Origin of the sequence: Psychromarinibacter sp. S121 (genome assembly GCF_049801035.1) — a bacterium.
Classification (GTDB): Bacteria; Pseudomonadota; Alphaproteobacteria; order Rhodobacterales; family Rhodobacteraceae; genus Psychromarinibacter.
On the sequence record NZ_JBNAGE010000002.1, the window covers coordinates 670,683 to 687,132 of the forward strand.

At 66.1% G+C, this 16,450-nt stretch carries 14 protein-coding genes; 5 read left to right on the forward strand and 9 right to left on the reverse strand.

What is annotated here, in order from left to right; genetic code table 11:
- Window positions 1–12: 12 nt before the first annotated feature.
- From ACP156_RS11645 to ACP156_RS11680, 8 genes are all read right to left on the reverse strand, one after another.
- On the reverse strand, window positions 13–1,065 hold the full coding sequence (locus tag ACP156_RS11645) for an ABC transporter ATP-binding protein (protein ID WP_425051496.1): 1,053 nt from the start codon (window positions 1,063–1,065) through the stop codon (window positions 13–15).
- Window positions 1,053–2,318, reverse strand: coding sequence for an MGH1-like glycoside hydrolase domain-containing protein (locus ACP156_RS11650; RefSeq protein ID WP_425051497.1), 1,266 nt, complete (start codon window positions 2,316–2,318; stop codon window positions 1,053–1,055). The genes ACP156_RS11645 and ACP156_RS11650 overlap by 13 nt, the downstream gene beginning before the upstream one ends.
- Before the next feature lie 51 nt (window positions 2,319–2,369).
- Window positions 2,370–3,587 carry a carbohydrate ABC transporter permease gene (locus tag ACP156_RS11655; RefSeq protein WP_425051498.1) on the reverse strand — a complete coding sequence of 406 codons (1,218 nt, stop codon included), beginning with the start codon at window positions 3,585–3,587 and terminating at the stop codon, window positions 2,370–2,372.
- Between the two features lie 106 nt (window positions 3,588–3,693).
- Window positions 3,694–4,941: a carbohydrate ABC transporter permease gene (locus ACP156_RS11660; RefSeq protein WP_425051499.1), complete on the reverse strand. Its 1,248-nt coding sequence runs from the start codon at window positions 4,939–4,941 to the stop codon at window positions 3,694–3,696.
- A gap of 76 nt (window positions 4,942–5,017) precedes the next feature.
- On the reverse strand, window positions 5,018–6,373 hold the full coding sequence (locus tag ACP156_RS11665) for an ABC transporter substrate-binding protein (protein WP_425051500.1): 1,356 nt from the start codon (window positions 6,371–6,373) through the stop codon (window positions 5,018–5,020).
- Window positions 6,374–6,589: 216 nt separating this feature from the next.
- Entirely contained in the window at window positions 6,590–7,396 is an 807-nt protein-coding gene (locus ACP156_RS11670) for a metal ABC transporter permease (RefSeq protein WP_425051501.1), read from the reverse strand.
- On the reverse strand, window positions 7,393–8,154 hold the full coding sequence (locus tag ACP156_RS11675; protein ID WP_425051502.1) for an ATP-binding cassette domain-containing protein: 762 nt from the start codon (window positions 8,152–8,154) through the stop codon (window positions 7,393–7,395). Before ACP156_RS11675 ends, ACP156_RS11670 begins: the two co-directional genes overlap by 4 nt.
- Entirely contained in the window at window positions 8,151–8,627 is a 477-nt protein-coding gene (locus tag ACP156_RS11680; protein WP_425051903.1) for a Fur family transcriptional regulator, read from the reverse strand. The genes ACP156_RS11675 and ACP156_RS11680 overlap by 4 nt, the downstream gene beginning before the upstream one ends.
- Before the next feature lie 86 nt (window positions 8,628–8,713).
- Between ACP156_RS11680 and ACP156_RS11685 the strand changes: the two genes are divergently transcribed.
- Entirely contained in the window at window positions 8,714–9,673 is a 960-nt protein-coding gene (locus ACP156_RS11685; protein ID WP_425051503.1) for a zinc ABC transporter substrate-binding protein, read from the forward strand.
- Here the strand turns inward: ACP156_RS11685 and ACP156_RS11690 are convergent.
- Window positions 9,670–10,320, reverse strand: coding sequence for an exopolysaccharide biosynthesis protein (locus ACP156_RS11690; RefSeq protein WP_425051504.1), 651 nt, complete (start codon window positions 10,318–10,320; stop codon window positions 9,670–9,672). The genes ACP156_RS11685 and ACP156_RS11690 overlap by 4 nt on opposite strands.
- A gap of 287 nt (window positions 10,321–10,607) precedes the next feature.
- Here ACP156_RS11690 and ACP156_RS11695 point away from each other — a divergent pair, with 287 nt between their 5' ends.
- From ACP156_RS11695 to ACP156_RS11710, 4 genes are read left to right on the forward strand one after another with little or no spacing between them, the layout of a single operon-like run.
- Window positions 10,608–11,669: an efflux RND transporter periplasmic adaptor subunit gene (locus tag ACP156_RS11695; protein WP_425051505.1), complete on the forward strand. Its 1,062-nt coding sequence runs from the start codon at window positions 10,608–10,610 to the stop codon at window positions 11,667–11,669.
- On the forward strand, window positions 11,666–12,730 hold the full coding sequence (locus ACP156_RS11700) for an efflux RND transporter periplasmic adaptor subunit (RefSeq protein ID WP_425051506.1): 1,065 nt from the start codon (window positions 11,666–11,668) through the stop codon (window positions 12,728–12,730). The genes ACP156_RS11695 and ACP156_RS11700 overlap by 4 nt, the downstream gene beginning before the upstream one ends.
- Window positions 12,727–15,771, forward strand: a complete 3,045-nt coding sequence (locus ACP156_RS11705) for an efflux RND transporter permease subunit (protein ID WP_425051507.1) — start codon at window positions 12,727–12,729, stop codon at window positions 15,769–15,771. Before ACP156_RS11700 ends, ACP156_RS11705 begins: the two co-directional genes overlap by 4 nt.
- Window positions 15,768–16,448 (forward strand): TetR/AcrR family transcriptional regulator, encoded by a 681-nt coding sequence (locus ACP156_RS11710; RefSeq protein ID WP_425051508.1) that lies wholly within the window; start codon window positions 15,768–15,770, stop codon window positions 16,446–16,448. Before ACP156_RS11705 ends, ACP156_RS11710 begins: the two co-directional genes overlap by 4 nt.
- Window positions 16,449–16,450: the final 2 nt, after the last annotated feature.

Sequence of the window (16,450 nt, forward strand, 5' to 3'; positions counted from 1 at the left end):
GTATAGGGCGGCTTAGTGCCGGACCGCCAGCCCTTTGTCGTCGAAGAAATGCAGCCGGTCCTCGCGGAACTTCAGGCCGATTTCCTGGCCTGGCTCCGCCTCTTGCTCGCCATGGCTGCGGATCGTCATCTGGCCCAGCGGACCTGCATCGACGATCACGTAGCTGTCGGCCCCGAGGTACTCCAGCACGTCGACGCGGGCATCGAGTTGGCCCTCTCCCGGTGCGCCGATGTCGATGTGCTCGGGCCGGATGCCCAGCTGGACCGCGCCATGGTCGCCGGTGTAGACGCCGCCGCGCCCGCCTTCGAGCGCATAGCGGCCGTCCGACGTGGTGCAGGGCACGATGTTCATGGCGGGCGAGCCGATGAACTGCGCCACGAACAGGTTCGCGGGGCGCTCGTACAGCTCTTTCGGCGTGCCGACCTGCGCGATGGTGCCGAATTCCAGCACCACGATCCGGTCGGCTAGCGTCATCGCCTCGACCTGGTCGTGGGTGACGTAGATCATCGTCGCCTCAAGTGCCCGGTGCAGCTTGGCGATCTCGTAGCGCATCTCGACCCGCAGGGCGGCGTCGAGGTTGGACAGCGGTTCGTCGAACAGGAAGGCGGTGGGCGCGCGCACGATGGACCGCCCGATGGCGACGCGCTGGCGCTGGCCGCCCGACAGCGCCTTGGGCCGGCGGTCGAGATAGGGTTCCAGTTTCAGGATCGCCGCGGCGCGGTTCACCTTCTCTTCGATCTCGGACTTCGGCGCGCCCGCGGTCTTCAGCGAGAAGCCCATGTTGTCGCGCACCGACATATGCGGGTACAGCGCGTAGCTTTGGAACACCATCGACAGGCCGCGCTGGTGCGGCGGCTGGTCGGTGACGTCCTTGCCGTCCAGCAGCAGCTTGCCGCGCGACGTCTCTTCCAGCCCGCCGATCATTCGCAGCAGCGTGGACTTGCCGCAGCCCGAGGGGCCGACGAACACGACGAATTCGCCATCGTGTATGTCAAGGTCGATACCCTTAATGACCTGAAGATCGCCGAACCATTTCTCGACGCTTTGAAGGCTTATGCTGCCCATGGTGTTTTCCCCGTGTTGGGAGAGGCCCAAGCCAGCCAGACGGCGGCCGTCCATGTAAAGTCGCGCCCGCCCGCGGGGGCGCCGTTGGTCGGGTCGAAGTATTCCGCGAACCCGTTCTTCGAGATCAGCGCGCGGGTGTTCTCGGTCAGCGCTTGCGCGCGGTCGGTGTGGCCCGCCTCGCCCAGCCCGGTGGCGATCAGCATGTTCATCATCGCCCAGACCGGCCCGCGCCAATAGCGTTTCGGCTCGTAGGCCGGATGCGCCGGGTCGGTGGACGGGACGTAGTACTTGGTCAGCCCGGCGATGCGGTCGAACTGGTCGAGCATCCGGCCGCCGCCGACACCCGCGTACCATGTCAGGAACGACGCGTTCGAGACGACGCCGGTGTGCTTGCCCGCGCGGATATCATAACAGTCGTAGGTCCCGGCCTCGGCGTTCCACAGCCGTTCGGACCCTTCCTCCATCTCGGCGATCCAGCGGTCGAGTTCGTCCACCGGTTCTCCGAACCGTTCGGCCAGCACCTTCAGGTCGCGGGTCGAGCGCAGCAGCGTGAAGGTCATCGTCGGGTCCGCCACGCGGAAGGGCGTGGTGTCCTTCAGATAGGCCTCGTCCCAGCCACTCTCGGCTCCCAGCTTCACGAGGTACAGGTAGCGGTCATAATCATAGCGCCGCGGACGTTCCTCTTCGACGACGTGGGTGGTGTCGCGGCGATAGTACTGTTCGACGCCCTCGGGTTCGATCGCGGCAAAGGGGCCGTCCCAGTCGGGGCAGTTGTCGCGGCCGGTTTCCCACGGATGGGTGACGACGATGGCGCCGCCCTCGTTGCGCCATGTCATGAACCAGCGGTGCCAATCCATCAGCGGCTTGAACAGCGCGCGAGCGCGGGGCTGGGCGCCGGGGTTTCGGTCCAGAAGCCAGCGCACGAAGGTGCCCGCGATGGGCGGTTGCGAGATGCCCGAAGACGGGATCGGTCCGACGCCGCCCCACACGTCGGGGCCGGGGAAATAGCCGGGATCGACCTGGTGGAACAGGATGTGCGGCACCATGCCGTTGGGCCACTGGCCGCGGAACAGAGTCTCGATCTCGCTCCACGCGCGGTCCATGTCGTGCTCGGCAAAGCCAAGGGCGGCGAACACGCTGTCCCAATTCCACTGGTAGGGATAAAGCCCCGCCGTCGGCACGGTGTACCCGCCGCGATCGTTCTTCGCGAGGATGGCGCGGGCTTCGCGGTCGCAGGTGGTGGCGTCAGCCATGGGCAGGCGTGTCCTTTGCGTTTCGTGTCCGGTCGGTGGCGGCCAAGGTCGTCATCCTTTCACCGACCCGGCGGTCAGGCCCTTGGTCATGAACTTCTCCAGCCCCAGGAACAGCACCATGATCGGCACCGTCGCGATCACCGCGCCGGCCATCAAATGCTGGCGCGGAATCTCGGACGAGTTCAGCATCGCGACGCCACGGGTCAGGGTGAACTTGGAGGGGTCGTCCAGCAGCATGAAGGCCAGCAGGAACTCGTTCCACGCGATCATGAAGACATAGAGCGAGACCGAGGCCAGCGCGGGCAGCGACAGGGGCAGGGTGATCTTCCAGATCACCTTGAGCCGGGTCAGCCCGTCCATCAGCCCGGCTTCCTCGACCTCTGCGGGCAGGCCGCGGAAATAGCCCTGAAGCATGTACAGCGCGACGGGAATGGTCGTGACCGGGTAGATGATGACGATGCCGAAGATGGTGTTCCTGAGGCCGGTCATCGAGAAGACGATGTAGATCGGCAGCGCCAGAACGATCATCGGCACCATGTAGATCAGAAGGATCGAGCGCGAGAACGCCGTCCGTCCAGCGAAGCGCAGCCGCGCGACGGCATAGGCGCCGGGTACCGAGAACAGCAGCGTGATCGCGACGGTCAGGCAGGACACGTAGAACGAGGTCCACAGGTAGCTGCCGAAGTTGAACTGCCCGAACAGCTCGACATAGCTGGAAAACAGGCCCCAGCCTTTCGAGAGGTCCAGCGAGAAGTCGAGAGGGTTCTGCACCAGCTGCTGCTGGTTCTTCAGGCTGGTCATCACCATCACGTAGAACGGGATCGCGACGATGGCGGTGAAGACGATATAGCCGGTGCCGGTCAGGAACCGGATCACCGCGGCCTCGAACACGTGCCGGGTCAGCGCGCCGGTCGACATGGTGCCGAGGATGCGCGTCATCGACCACCCGAAGGCAAGGCCCAGTACCCCGTTGGTGACAGCCAGAAGCAGCGGTGTGGTCGCGTCGGTGCCGACGATCGGAGCCAGTTCCGCCGCGCCGAGAGCGGCGAAAACGACCGTGACGCCCGCCCACAGCACCGGGGGCGCCAGCCGCAGGGCCACGCAGGCCAGCCCCGTCACGGCGCCCAGCACCACGATAAAGGGGATCGCCGGGCGGATCGCGGCGCCGGCGCCGAACGCCACAGCCACGGCCACCGCGACGGCGAGGACGAACAGCCAGAGCACGCCGATGACAAGGCCGGTCAGCCATCCGTGACGCAGGGCGCTCATCGGGACACCTCCGCATGGATGGGCCGGGCAGGGGGCTCTGCCCCCACCGCGCTGGCGCGCGGCTCCCCCGGGATATTTCCGGACAGAAGAAGCGGCGAAGCGGTCATCACAGGCCCTCCTCGCGGCTTACGTATTTCAGGAAGAAGATCGAGAAGACCAGCAGCACGCAGAAGATCACCACCGCGACCGCGGCGCCGGCGCCGATGTTCGAGACGGCAAACGCCTGTTCGTAGACGTTGACCGTCAGCGTCCGCGTCCCGGCGTTGCCGCCGGTCAGCAGGAAGATGTCGTCGAACTTGTTGAAGGTCCAGATGAAGCGCAGCAGGAACAGCACCGACAGGATGCCCAGAAGCTGCGGCATAGACAGGTACCAGAACTGCTGGAACGGCGAGGCGCCGTCCATGTCGGCGGCTTCGTACATGTCGTGGTCGATCGACTGCATCCGGGCGAGGATGAACAGGAAGGACAGCGGGAAATAGCGCCAGATCTCGAACACGGTGACCATGATCAGCGCCAGCGGGCGCTGGCCGAAGAAATTGATCGGGCTGTTCACCACGCCCATTTGCACCAACAGCGCGTTGGCCGAGCCGGAGAACGGATCGAACAGCGTGACCCACGTGAAGGCCACCGCGATCACGGGGGCCACGTAGGGGAACAGGTACAGCCCGCGCAGGATGCCCTGCCCCTTGAATTCCTTGTTCAGCAGCATCGCCGCGAACAGGCCCACCAGTAGCGCGCCGACGGTGCCGAACACCGTGTAGAAGATCGTGGCCCAAAGCACCGTGAAGAACTCGTCGCCGCGGAAGATCCGGGCGAAGTTGTCCAGCGTGAACTCGGAGTTGGTCAGGATGTTGTCGGCGCGACCTGTGATCTCGGGCACGGTGCGCTCGACATCGGCGCCGCTGTCGAAATAGGCGGCCTCGGCGATGACCGGGATCTCGATCGTCTCGCGCTGGCCACCTTCCAGATCGCCGAAGTCGCAGAACAGGGCCCGGTCGTCGAGGGTGCAGCGCGGGTCGATGTCGCCGGTGACGGTCAGCCCCTCCGGCAGGGTGTCCGACAGGGTGACGCCGAGGATCGGCTTGTCCTGGGACGAGTTGCGCAGACGGTACTGCACCTCGCCCTCGTCGCCCGCCGCCTCGGGCCGGCCGCGCAGCGACTCGCGCACCACGGGCGCGGGCGGGCGCAGGTCGGCGAGGCCGATGGGTTTGAAGCTGATCCAGAAAATCGACAGCAGCGGCAGGATCACCACCAGCGAGACCGAGAGGATCGTGGGCAGCAGCAGGCCCCAGGCCAGCCGCGCCTCGCGGCGGGCAAGCGGGCCGCGGCCCGTCGGTGGTGTGGCTGAGGTCATGCGTCGCGTCCGGCTTGTGGGGACATCCCCCTTTGTGACCCTCCCCCCCGGTTGTGGGGGGAGGGCAGTATCTGCCTTACTCGATGGCGGACAGTTCGGTGTTCATCGCCTCGACAGCGGCGGCGGCTTCGATCTCGCCGTCGATGTACTGCCGCACGATCCGGTTGATCGCGCCAGAGTTGATGATCTTGGACGCCAGCGCCAGTTGACCGTCGTCGACGCCCCAGCGTTGCGCCACGTCGAGACCGCCGACGACCTCGTCGATCATCTCTTGCGCATAGACGTCACCCATCGGCGCCTTGCGGTCGACGCCCATCGGCAGGGTCGCCCAGGCTTCGATGAACTCGGTCGGGTTCTCGGCGGTGCCGTTGCGGACCGGGAACTTGCCTTCGGGCGCGATCGACAGGGTCGAGGTGTAGCCGGTGCTCATCGAATACTCGACGAACTGCATCGCCTCTTCGATGTCGGCGTCCACGGTGATGCCGAAATAGCGGATGTCGGCCCAAGCCGCGCCGTCCGGGTTCGAGGGGCCGGCGAAGTTGGTCACGATGCCGGTCTTCGACGCCAGTTCGGGCGAGGTGGGATCGTCGGTGATCGTGGGCGGAGCGCTGTCACGCAGGCCCGCGAGTTCGTCGAGGATGAACGGCGACCAGATGATCATCGCGGCCTGCCCGGCGAAGTAAAGCGTGCGCGACTGGTCCCAGTACAGCTCGCCCGGCGGCGAGGCTTCGGCGATGGCCTTGTAGAACTCCAGAACCTCGGTGGTCTTGGCCTCGTCGAAGCCGGTGAACCCGTCCGGGCCGACCGGCGTCGCGCCGTTGGCGAGGAACACGTGCTCCAGCACCTGGCTCATGAAGTTCTCGTCGACCTTGGTCGCGGCCACGAAGCCGAACATCTCGGGCGGGTTGTGCAGCGCCTCGAGCGCGGCAAGGACGTTGGCGTAGGTGCTGGGCGGCTCCAGCCCGGCCTCGTCGAAGAGATCCTTGCGGTAGATGATCATCTGCGTCCAGCCGTCGACCGGGACGCTGGCCCAGCCTTCGTCGACCGACGCCATGCCCAGTGCACCGGGGGCGAAGGTGTCTTCGCCGAGCGCTTCGATCACTTCGGTCGCGGCGTCGGAATCGAGGATGCCGGCCTCGTACCACGGCAGGGCGTATTGCAGCGTATGATAGATCACGTCGGGCAGGTCACCGGCCGCGAAGGCGGCGGTCGTGCGGGTGCCCAGATCGCTTTCGGTCACCGGAATGACCTCGACGGCGATGCCGGTTTCTTCCTCGAAGGCAGCCGCCATCTCCTGTTGCTTGGCCAGGCGTTCGGGCTGTTCCTCGGTGGTCCAGAACCGGATGTCGGCAAGCCCGGCGGTCGCAGTCAGCGCCAGCGCCATTGCGCCGCCGAGCAGATATCGCGCCCGAATAGAATGTCCGAAATGCATATGAAGGTCTCCCTGTTGGTACGTCGTCCGTAGCGTCTGTGCGAGAGGCCATCCCGTCCCCGAAACAGGGCAGAAGAATGCTCGCGGCGACCGGCCTCTGACGGGCCTTGATCACGGTCGACGGTACGAGCCGGGGATGCCTTCCATTCCTCCCAAGCGCATACTTGCGGCCCAAACCGCTTTGGGCAAGAAAATTTTTGAAATAATTTCGCTGCGTTAGCGAAATAGACGGCGGCGCAGAAGGTCGCCGGTGCTGGTGATCGCGAACAGGATCGCGGCGACGCAGACGATGGTCGGACCGGTGGGCGTGTCGAGCAGATAGGCGAACTGCATGCCCCCCGCGGCAGAGGCGACGCCCATCCCGGCGGCGACCAGCGCCATGCCTTCCGGGGTGCGGGCAAAGGGGCGCGCGGCGGCGGCGGGGACCAGCAACAGCGCCACGATCAGCAGGACGCCGACCACCTTGATCGCGACGGCGACGACGATCGCCAGCGCTACGGTCAGGACCATTTGCTCGCGCCGCGGGTCGATCCCGGCGGCATGTGCAAGATCGGGGTTCAGGGTCGCCGTCAGGATCGCCGACCACCGCCACCACATCAGCCCGAGAACCAGAACCGCGCCGCCCCAGATCAAAGCGAGATCGACGCGCCCGACCGCAAGAATGTCACCGAAGAGATACGCCATCAGGTCGATCCGCACGCCGTCGAGGAAGGACACGGCGACCAGACCGAAGGCCAGCGCCGAATGCGCCATCACGCCCAACAGCGTGTCCATCGCAAAGCCCCGCCCGGCCAGTACCGAGACCGAGGTCGCCATCGCAAGCGCGGCCAGCAGGACGCCGCCGAAGACCGGAACGTCGAAGGTCAGCGCCAGCGCCACGCCAAGGATCGAGGCGTGCGCCGTGGCGTCGCCGAAATAGGCCATGCGGCGCCAGACCACGAAGCAACCAAGGGGCGCGGCAGCCAGCGCGGTTCCGATTCCGGCCAGAGTGGCGCGGGCAAGGAAGCTGTCGAGAAGGCTCATTCGGCGTGCTCGTGGTCGTGGTGGCCGTGGTGGTCGTGCGCATGGTCGTGGTCATGGCTGTGCGTGTGCTCGTGCCGGTACAGTGCCAGCGCGCCGCGCGTTCCGGTGCCGAACAGTGCCCGGTATTCCGGGGCCGAGGCGACGTGTTCCGGCGCGCCTTCGCAGCATATATGTCCGTTCAGGCAGATGACGCGGTCGGACGCCGCCATCACGACATGCAATTCGTGACTGACCATCAGCACGGCGCAGCCAAGCTCGGTGCGCACTTTCTCGATCTGACGGTAAAACTCGGCAGAGCCCGGCTGGTCCATGCCCTGCGTCGCCTCGTCGAGGATCAGCAGATCCGGACGCGCCAGAAGCGCGCGGGCCAGCAGCACGCGCTGGAATTGCCCGCCGGACAGGTCGGCCATCTGCCGCGTGCCGAGGTCGCCCGCGCCGGCTTCGGTCAGCGCCATCTGCGCTTCGTCATCGCTGACGGGATGCGGCAGGCCTAGGAACCGGCGTACGGTGATCGGCAGGGTCGGGTCGATGTGCAGCTTCTGCGGGACGTAGCCGATGCGCAGCCCCGGCTTCAGCGCGACAAGGCCCGCGGTGGGCCGGACAGCGCCGACGATGCTGCGCAGAAGGGTGGACTTGCCCGACCCGTTCGGACCGACCACGGTGACGATCTCGCCGGGTTCGATGGCGAAGGCGACATCGTGCAGGATCTGCCGACCGCCGGCCCGCACCGCAAGCCCGCGGATATCGACAAGACTCACGCGGCCTCCCGGCAATTCGGGCAGACGCCTTCCGCCTCGACCACGGCGCGCTCGATCAGGAACCCCGTTTCTTCCGCGGCGCGGCCCAGCATGCCGCTGGCGGGATCGGCGCTGGCCTCTGCCACGCTGTCGCACAGGCGGCAGATCAGGAACGCGGGCGTATGGCTGGCGCCGGGATGAGCGCAGGCGACGAAGGCGTTCAGCCGTTCGATCCGGTGCGCGAAGCCGTGCTTTGTCAGGAAATCGAGTGCCCGGTACGCGACCGGGGGTTGCGAGCCAAGGCCTTCCTCACGCAGCACGTCAAGGATCTCGTAGGCGCCCAGTGCGCGGTGCTTTTCCAACAGGATCTCAAGCACCCGCCGCCGCGAGGCGGTGAACTGCAGGCCGTTCTCGGCGCAGAAGGCATCGGCGGCCGCGACGCCGTCGGCGATGCAGCTGTGATGATCGTGGCGTTCGAAACCGACAGGCTCCATCGTCATGCCCTCCGTGGATTCATGCTTGATATGTTATAGTGTATCAATTATCAACCCCGCTCGTGTTGGTTCCGGAGACCCATTCCATGTTCAGACAGACTGCCCTGACCGCCCTGCTTTCCGCAACTCCGCTGGCGGCTTTTGCCGATGTTCCCGTGGTGGTTACGGACATTGGACCGGTGCATTCGCTGGTGTCCATGGTGATGGGTGATCTGGGCGAGCCGGGATTGATTCTTCCGCCCGGTGCGAACCCGCATTCCTACTCGATGCGGCCGTCCGAGGCGAGCGTGCTGGAACAGGCCGATCTGGTCTTCTGGGTCGGCGATGCGCTGTCGCCTTGGCTGGTCGCGCCGCTGGGCACGCTTGCGGGTGGTGCCGAACAGGTGGCGCTGATGGAGGCCGCAGGGACAGAGGTGCTGCCGTTCCGCTTTGGCGGGGAAGACCATGACGAAAGTGCCGAGGACGGCGAACACGATCATGATCACGACCATGACCATGAGGCGCACGACGAGGCCGAGGGCGCCGACGAACACCACGATCACGGTGCTTACGATCCTCACGTCTGGCTGCTGCCCGCCAACGCGCTGACCTGGCTGGATCTGATCGCCGCGCAGTTGTCTGATCTCGACCCGGACAATGCCGAGACCTACCAAACAAATGCCCAAGCGGCGCGGGATCGACTGTCGGCGCTGTTCGCGGAACTGTCGGACACGCTTGCGCCGATACAGTCGGTTGATCTTGTCCTCTATCACGACGCGACGCAGTACTTTGAAAAGGGCTTCGGCCTGCACGCCGCCGGCACGATGACGGTCGGTGACAGCGCGCCAAGCCCTCGCAGTTTGAAAGAGCTTGCGGGAAGGGTCGCAGAACTCGATCAGGCCTGCATCGTGATGGAACCGCATGTCAGCCCGGGTCTGGCGCGTGCCGCGGGGGCCGATGTGCCCTATGTCGTCGTCGATCTGCAGGGCGCCGAATATCCGACCGGGCCGGACTTTTATGTCGAATTGATGCGCGGGATCGCCACCGACCTTGAAGGTTGTCTTTAGACGACCAGAACGTAGCCCAGCGTCGCCGCACAGGCGACCACGGCAAAGCCGAACACGGCGATCAGTCCGTCGCGCACCAGAAGCGACAGCGAGAACATCGTGACCGCGCCGCCGAGGATCGACGAGGTGAACGGCAAGAGTTCGAGGAACGGCATCGAGAGCCCGCAAAAAAGACAGGCCAGTTCTGTGATCCACGAGAACGGGCGGTCGACCAGAAAGCTGATGCGTTCGCGCGACATGCGGTCAAGGAAGCCAGCAGGTTTGCGAAGCCATTGGGTCGCCTTGCGCAGCGACTCGGTCTTGACCTTGCGCCGCATCATCCAGTCCGGAAGCCAGAGGTGGTCGCGGTTCAACAGAAGCTGGATCGCCACCAGCGCGATGGTGATGCCGCAGATCGACGAGAACACCGGGACGCCCGACAGCGGGGAAACGACCGCCAGCGCCGGCGCCATCAGGACCGGCACGAACGACGCTTCACCCAGTGCCGACACCACGTCGCGCAAGGTCGTCTCGGACCCCTCGGCCGCATTCTCCATGCGGTCGATCACCTCGGAGACCGAAGCGGGCCCAGAGTCGTGCGTCCCGTCGCGGTGAGCCGCGCCGTTGGCAATCGCGCTTTGACCCAATTGGGTGTCGGTGCTGGTCAATCTCGTGTCCTCGGACAAATAACCGTTCGGTACTCGCGGGGCCCCGCGTATGCCGGGCATATGTGGCGCGCGTCGAACCGGTGCAAGTCACGGTTTTCCAACGCTTAGGTCTCGGCGAAGCGTCGCGCACGCGCCGACTGGACAACGCACACGGGCGCGCGGGGTTCCGCGCGGCCCGTCGACGCGGGCGGGAAGCGGCCGACGGACTGTTTTTAAATGTAGTATTGACAGAAGTGTCATTTTGACCATTTTCCACCCGCGGGCCATTCGGTCCGGAGGTTGGGATAATGATCAAGACGTTGCACGCCGCGCTTGCGGTCGGGCTTGTCGTGGCAACTGCCGCGTCCGCCATCGCCGAAACGGCGCTTCCCGTACAGATTGCCACCGTGACGACGCGCTCGCTGCCGCGCGAGCATGTGCTTATCGGGTCTATCGAGGCGCAGAACAGCTATCCCGCAGGGTTCCGCACCGGTGGCCGCATCGTCGAAATCGCTGTCGAGGTCGGTGACCTCGTGGCGCGGGGCGAGTTGATCGCGCGCGTCGATCCGGCGCAGGCCAACGCCTCGCTCAGCGCTGCCGAGGCCTCGCTGGCCGCAGCCGAAGCGGCGTTGGTGCAGGCGGAACAGGCGCGCGACCGGGCGGCCAACCTTGTCGAACGCGGCGTGGGCACGCAGTCGACGCTGGACGAGGCGGAAGAGGCGCTGACCTCGGCGATCTCGTCCCGCGATCAGGCCTCTGCGCAGCTGGCCCGCGCCCGGCAAGCGGTCGAGGACACCGAGATCCGCGCCATCGAGGACGTGATCGTGATCGAACGTCTTGCCGACGTGGGCGAAGTGGCGACCGCAGGCACCGCCGTGGTGACGCTGGCCAGTCAGGGCAAGCGCGAGGCGGTGTTCTACGCCCCCGACGTGGGCGGTCTGTCTTCCTTCGTGGGTCACAGCTTTACCGTGTCGCCGCGCGACAGCGACGAGGAATTCAAGGCCCGCGTCCGCGAGGTGTCGCCGGTGCTGACCGACAGCGGCACCGTCGAGGTGCGCGCCGAGATCCCGGACGAACTGGCCGAAGCGATGGTGATCGGCGCGTCCGTCACCGGGTCGGTCACGATTGCAAGCATGCCCATCATGCGGGTTCCGTGGAACGCCCTGACGGCCACGGCGGACGGTCCCGCCGTCTGGCTGGTCGATCCCGAGACCATGCGGGTCAGCCTGTCCAGCGTCGAGGTCGGCGCCTATGCGGACGTTTTCGTGGCGGTGATCGGCGGACTGGAGGAAGGCGATTTGGTCGTCGGTGCGGGCTCGCAGTTCATGTACGAAGGGCGGCTGGTCGAAGCCGGGGAGGGGTCGGAATGAAGCGCCTGATCCTTGTGCTTTCGCTGCCCCTGCTGGGTGCGGCACCCCTCTTGGCCGAAGAACCCATCGTCGAGGCCGACGTGCCGCGCCCGGTGATCTCGGAAATCGTGTCGGAAGGGCAAAGCACCGAACGCGGTTTCGCGGGTGTCGTGCAGGGCGAGAACATCGTGACGCTGGCGTTCCAGACAAGCGGTCGCCTGTCGACGCTGGACGTGGACGCGGGCGATGTCGTTGCGCGCGGTGACGTGCTGGCGACGCTGGACGGTATCACGCTGGAAGAAGACCTTGCCGCGGCACGCGCCGCCGTCAGCGCCGCCGAAGCCGAGGCGCGGCTTGGCCGGCAGCAGTTCGAGCGCACGACGCGGCTGGTCGAGCTTGGCGTCGCCACGACCGCCGCGCTGGAACAGGCACGCGCCAACCGTGACGCCGCCGCCGCCAGCCTTCGCAGCGCCGAGGCCGAGCTTTCGCAGGCCGAAGACGCTGCCGCCTATGGCACCCTGACGGCGCCGCGCGACGGCATCATCCTGTCGACGCAGGCCGAAGCGGGTACGCTCGTCTCGCCCGGGACAGCGATCCTTGAACTGGTCGACGTGCGTGGCCGCGAGGCTGTGATCGACGTACCTGCCGAATATGTCGCCCTGTTGCCGCGCGGCGCGGTCTTCGACGTGCGGCACCATTCCGACACCGTCACGCCGGTCAAGGCGATCCTGCGACTGGTAGAGCCGGTGGCGGACGCCAACCTTGAAACCCGGCGGTTGCGCCTGACGTTGCAGGACCCACCGGACGATTTCCGCATCGGCAGCCTGATCACCGCGACCTACGCCACCGAAAGCGCGCCGGTCATTTCGGTGCCTGCGACGGCCATCTCCGGCACGGACGATGCGCCGGGCGTCTGGCGCGTCGGCGCGGGCCGCGCGGTCGAATTCGTCCCCGTGGAACTTGGCCCGGTGGTGGGCCGCCGCGTTGTGGTCACCTCGGGCGTCGGTGACGGCGACGAGATCATCGTGCGGGGCGCGGCAAGCCTCGAAGAAGGACAGATCGTCGGGGAGCATCTGCAATGAAGGGTTTCAACCTCTCCGACTGGGCGCTGGGGCACCGGTCCTTCGTCTGGTTCCTGATGCTGGTGTCGCTGGTCGGCGGCGCGCTGTCCTACCTGTCGATGGGGCGCGAGGAAGACCCCTCGTTCACCATCCGCACCATGGTCGTCTCGGCCTCGATGCCCGGAGCGACCGCGGAAGAGACGGTGACGCAGGTGACCGACCGGATCGAGCGGAAGTTGCAGGAACTGGACGTGCTCGACAGCACGCGGTCCGTCACCTATCCGGGGCAGGCCGTCGTCTATGTCGACCTGCGCGACGACATGGATTCGTCCGAGATCCCGATTGCGTGGAACAAGGTCCGCAACATGATGTCGGACATCCGGGGCGAATTCCCGGACGAATTCGCGGGCTTCGGGTTCAACGACAACTTCGGCGACGTCTACGGCAACATCTTCGCCTTCACCGCCGACGGATACCGTCCCGAAGAGCTGAAGGATTACGTCGAAGACGTGCGCGATGCAGTTCAGCAACTGGACGCCGCCGGCAAGGTCGACCTGATCGGAACGCGGGAACAGGTGATCTATCTCGAATTCTCGTCCGAACGCATGGCGGCGCTGGGCCTGAACGCGCAGACCGTGCTGAACACGCTGGCGGCCCAGAACGCAATCGTCCCATCCGGCACCATCCATACCGAGGGCGAGCGCCTTCTGATCCGTGTCGGCGGCCAGTTCGACGAGGCCGAAGACCTTGCCGCCGCGCCGCTTCGGTCGGACGATATCTTCTTCACCCTTTCCGACGTGGCAGAGGTGAGCGAGGGCTATATCGACCCGCCCGACTCGCTGGTGCGCTACAACGGCGAGCCGGCCATCGGCTTGATCATCGGCATGCGCCCCGGCGAGAACATCCTCGACTTCGGCGAAGAGATCGACGCGCTGATGGCCGAGATGATCAAGGAACTGCCGATCGGGATCGAGGTGCACAAGGTCGCCGACCAACCGCATGTCGTGGACGAGTCGGTGGGCCACTTCGTGCAGGCGCTGGCCGAGGCCGTGATCATCGTGCTGGCGGTCAGCTTCGTGTCGCTGGGCGTCCGCGCCGGGTTCGTCGTCAGCCTGTCGATCCCGCTGGTGCTGGCGCTGACGTTCCTGATCCTGAACGAGATGGGCATCACCCTGCAGCGGATCTCGCTTGGCGCGCTGATCATCGCGCTGGGCCTGCTGGTGGATGACGCGATGATCGCCATCGAAACGATGATCTCGCGGCTGGAGCGCGGCGAAAGCCGGACCAAGGCGGCGTCCTATGCGTGGACGACCATCGCATGGCCGATGCTGACCGGCACGCTGATCACCGTGGCGGGGTTCATTCCCATCGGGCTGAACGGCAGCCAGGCGGGCGAATACACGATCTCGCTGTTCTACGTCATCGCAATCTCGCTGGTCCTCAGCTGGATCGTCGCGGTGCTGTTCGCCCCGGTGCTGGGCGCGACCTTCCTGCCGAAGAAGTGGAAACACACCCATGGCGAGCCGGGCTGGCTGCGCCGCCGGTTCCATGGCGTGCTGCGGCAGGCGATGCGGTTCCGCTGGCTGACCATCCTGATCACGGTCGCGGCCTTCGCCGCCTCGGTCGTCGGCATGTCGAAGGTCGAACAGCAGTTCTTCCCGACCTCTGACCGGACAGAGATCGTGGTCGACGTCACCCTGCGCCAGAACGCCAGTTTCAACGCGACCAACACCGAGATGGCGAAGTTCGAGGCATGGCTGGCCGAGCAGGAGGAACCGTCGTTCTGGACCGCCTACATCGGCGACGGCGCGCCCCGGTTCATCCTGACCCACGACGCGCCCACCGCCGGGCCGAACATCGGGCAGGTCGTGATCATGACCCCCGACCTCGACGCGCGGAACGCTTTGACCGAGAAGATCCGCGCCTATTCGATGGCGCATGTCGCGGTCGAGTTCTTCCCGAAGTTCATCGAACTCGGGCCGCCGGTCGGCAAGCCGGTTCAGTACCGTGTCGCCGGTCCCGACTATGCCGTGCTTCGCGACGAGGCGCTGAAGCTGGCGGCGGTCCTGTCCGCGGATCAGCGGCTTGACGCGATCAGCCTCGACTGGAACGAGCCCAGCCGCGTGATCCGCGTCGATCTTGATCAGGCGCGTCTGCGGCAACTTGGGCTGACGCAGGCCGATGTGGCCAACGTTCTGACCAGCCTGTTCGAGGGTACTACCGTCACCCAGCTGCGCGACGAGCGCACGCTGATCGACGTGCTCGCCCGTGGCGAGGCGCAGGACCGCTCGACCCTGTCGTCGCTGGAAGATCTTCAGTTCGCCGGCGGCGACGGTACGCCGATCCCGCTGTCGTCCATCGCCAGCCTCACATGGACGACCGAACAGCCGATCATCCGGCAGGAGGACCGCAAGCCGGTCATCACCGTGAAGGCGGCCGTCATCAGCGACGATCAGCCCGCGACCATCGTCACCGACCAGACCGAAGCGGTCGAGGCGTTCCGGCAGGAACTGCCCACCGGCTACACGGTCGAAATCGGCGGCACGGTGGAATCCAGCGCCGAAAGTCAGGCGCCCATCGTGGCCGTCGTGCCGATCATGATCCTGATCATCCTGACGCTGACGATGATGCAGATGCAAAGCTTCCGTCTGATGGCCATCGTGATGGCCGTCGCGCCGCTGGGGCTGATCGGTGTGGTCGTGGCGCTTCTGGGGTCGGGTGCGCCGATGGGCTTTGTCGCGGTGCTGGGGGTGCTGGCGCTGGTCGGCATCCTGATCCGCAACTCGATCATCCTCGTGCAGGCGATTCAGGATCTTCTGGATGCCGGCCGAAACCGCTGGGACGCGGTGTTCGAGGCGTCGGACCAGCGCGCGCGGCCGATCCTGTTGACCGCGGCGGCGGCCAGCCTCGCGCTGATCCCGATCTCGCGCCAGATCTTCTGGGGGCCGATGGCCTTCGCGATGATGGGCGGGATCATTGCAGGGACGCTGATCACCCTGCTGTTCGTGCCGGCGCTGTATTGCGCCGTGTTCAATGTGAAACGACCGGAGAAGGAAGCATGACCGTGATGGGGGATCACCGCTCGCGCGTGGCCGAGCAAAGGCGGGTGAAGATGCGGCGGAGGCTGATCGAGGCCGCCACCCGCGTTTTCGCGCGGCAGGGGCCCGAGGGCACCGTGATCGAGCACGTCATCGAAGAAGCCGGCGTTGCGCGCGGCACGTTCTACAACCATTTCCGCAGCATCGACGCGCTGCTGGAGGCCGCCAAGAACGAACTGGGCTGCGAGATCATCCAACTGGCGTCGTCCTCTGCGAAGAAATACAGCGGCGACGCCCGCGCGCAGATGGTGCAGGGCCTGAAGGGCTTCATCGACGTGGCGCGGCGCTATCCGCTGTTTCTCGAGTTCCTGTCACGCCTCGGGATGCGCGGCGCCGGACCGGGCAGCTATGTCCGAGAGGTGACGCCGAAGTACCTTGAGGAAGGGGTCAAGGCCGGTCTCTTCCGCCCGATCCCGCCTCAGATCGCGATCGACATCCTCGAGTCCAGCTCGCTTGCGCTGCTGCGCCGCCTGCACAAGGGGGGCGAGGTCGACGTCGACGCCTTCGTCGCCGCGATGCTGCGGGCGATGGGTGTGGACCCCGACGACGCCGAACGCCTTGCGGCGGTCCCGCTCGACAAGCTGGACGTCCCGGAAGACAGCATGATCGCGCAAAGCGACGCGCTGCGGTCGGTGGGGTAAGG

Coding starts and splice junctions, on each gene's coding strand:
- ACP156_RS11660 (WP_425051499.1), bottom strand. CDS start 4,941: ATGACCTCAGCCACACCACCGACGGGCCGCGGCCCGCTTGCCCGCCGC.
- ACP156_RS11645 (WP_425051496.1), bottom strand. CDS start 1,065: ATGGGCAGCATAAGCCTTCAAAGCGTCGAGAAATGGTTCGGCGATCTT.
- ACP156_RS11700 (WP_425051506.1), top strand. CDS start 11,666: ATGAAGCGCCTGATCCTTGTGCTTTCGCTGCCCCTGCTGGGTGCGGCA.
- ACP156_RS11695 (WP_425051505.1), top strand. CDS start 10,608: ATGATCAAGACGTTGCACGCCGCGCTTGCGGTCGGGCTTGTCGTGGCA.
- ACP156_RS11665 (WP_425051500.1), bottom strand. CDS start 6,373: ATGCATTTCGGACATTCTATTCGGGCGCGATATCTGCTCGGCGGCGCA.
- ACP156_RS11655 (WP_425051498.1), bottom strand. CDS start 3,587: ATGAGCGCCCTGCGTCACGGATGGCTGACCGGCCTTGTCATCGGCGTG.
- ACP156_RS11680 (WP_425051903.1), bottom strand. CDS start 8,627: ATGGAGCCTGTCGGTTTCGAACGCCACGATCATCACAGCTGCATCGCC.
- ACP156_RS11705 (WP_425051507.1), top strand. CDS start 12,727: ATGAAGGGTTTCAACCTCTCCGACTGGGCGCTGGGGCACCGGTCCTTC.
- ACP156_RS11710 (WP_425051508.1), top strand. CDS start 15,768: ATGACCGTGATGGGGGATCACCGCTCGCGCGTGGCCGAGCAAAGGCGG.
- ACP156_RS11650 (WP_425051497.1), bottom strand. CDS start 2,318: ATGGCTGACGCCACCACCTGCGACCGCGAAGCCCGCGCCATCCTCGCG.
- ACP156_RS11670 (WP_425051501.1), bottom strand. CDS start 7,396: ATGAGCCTTCTCGACAGCTTCCTTGCCCGCGCCACTCTGGCCGGAATC.
- ACP156_RS11685 (WP_425051503.1), top strand. CDS start 8,714: ATGTTCAGACAGACTGCCCTGACCGCCCTGCTTTCCGCAACTCCGCTG.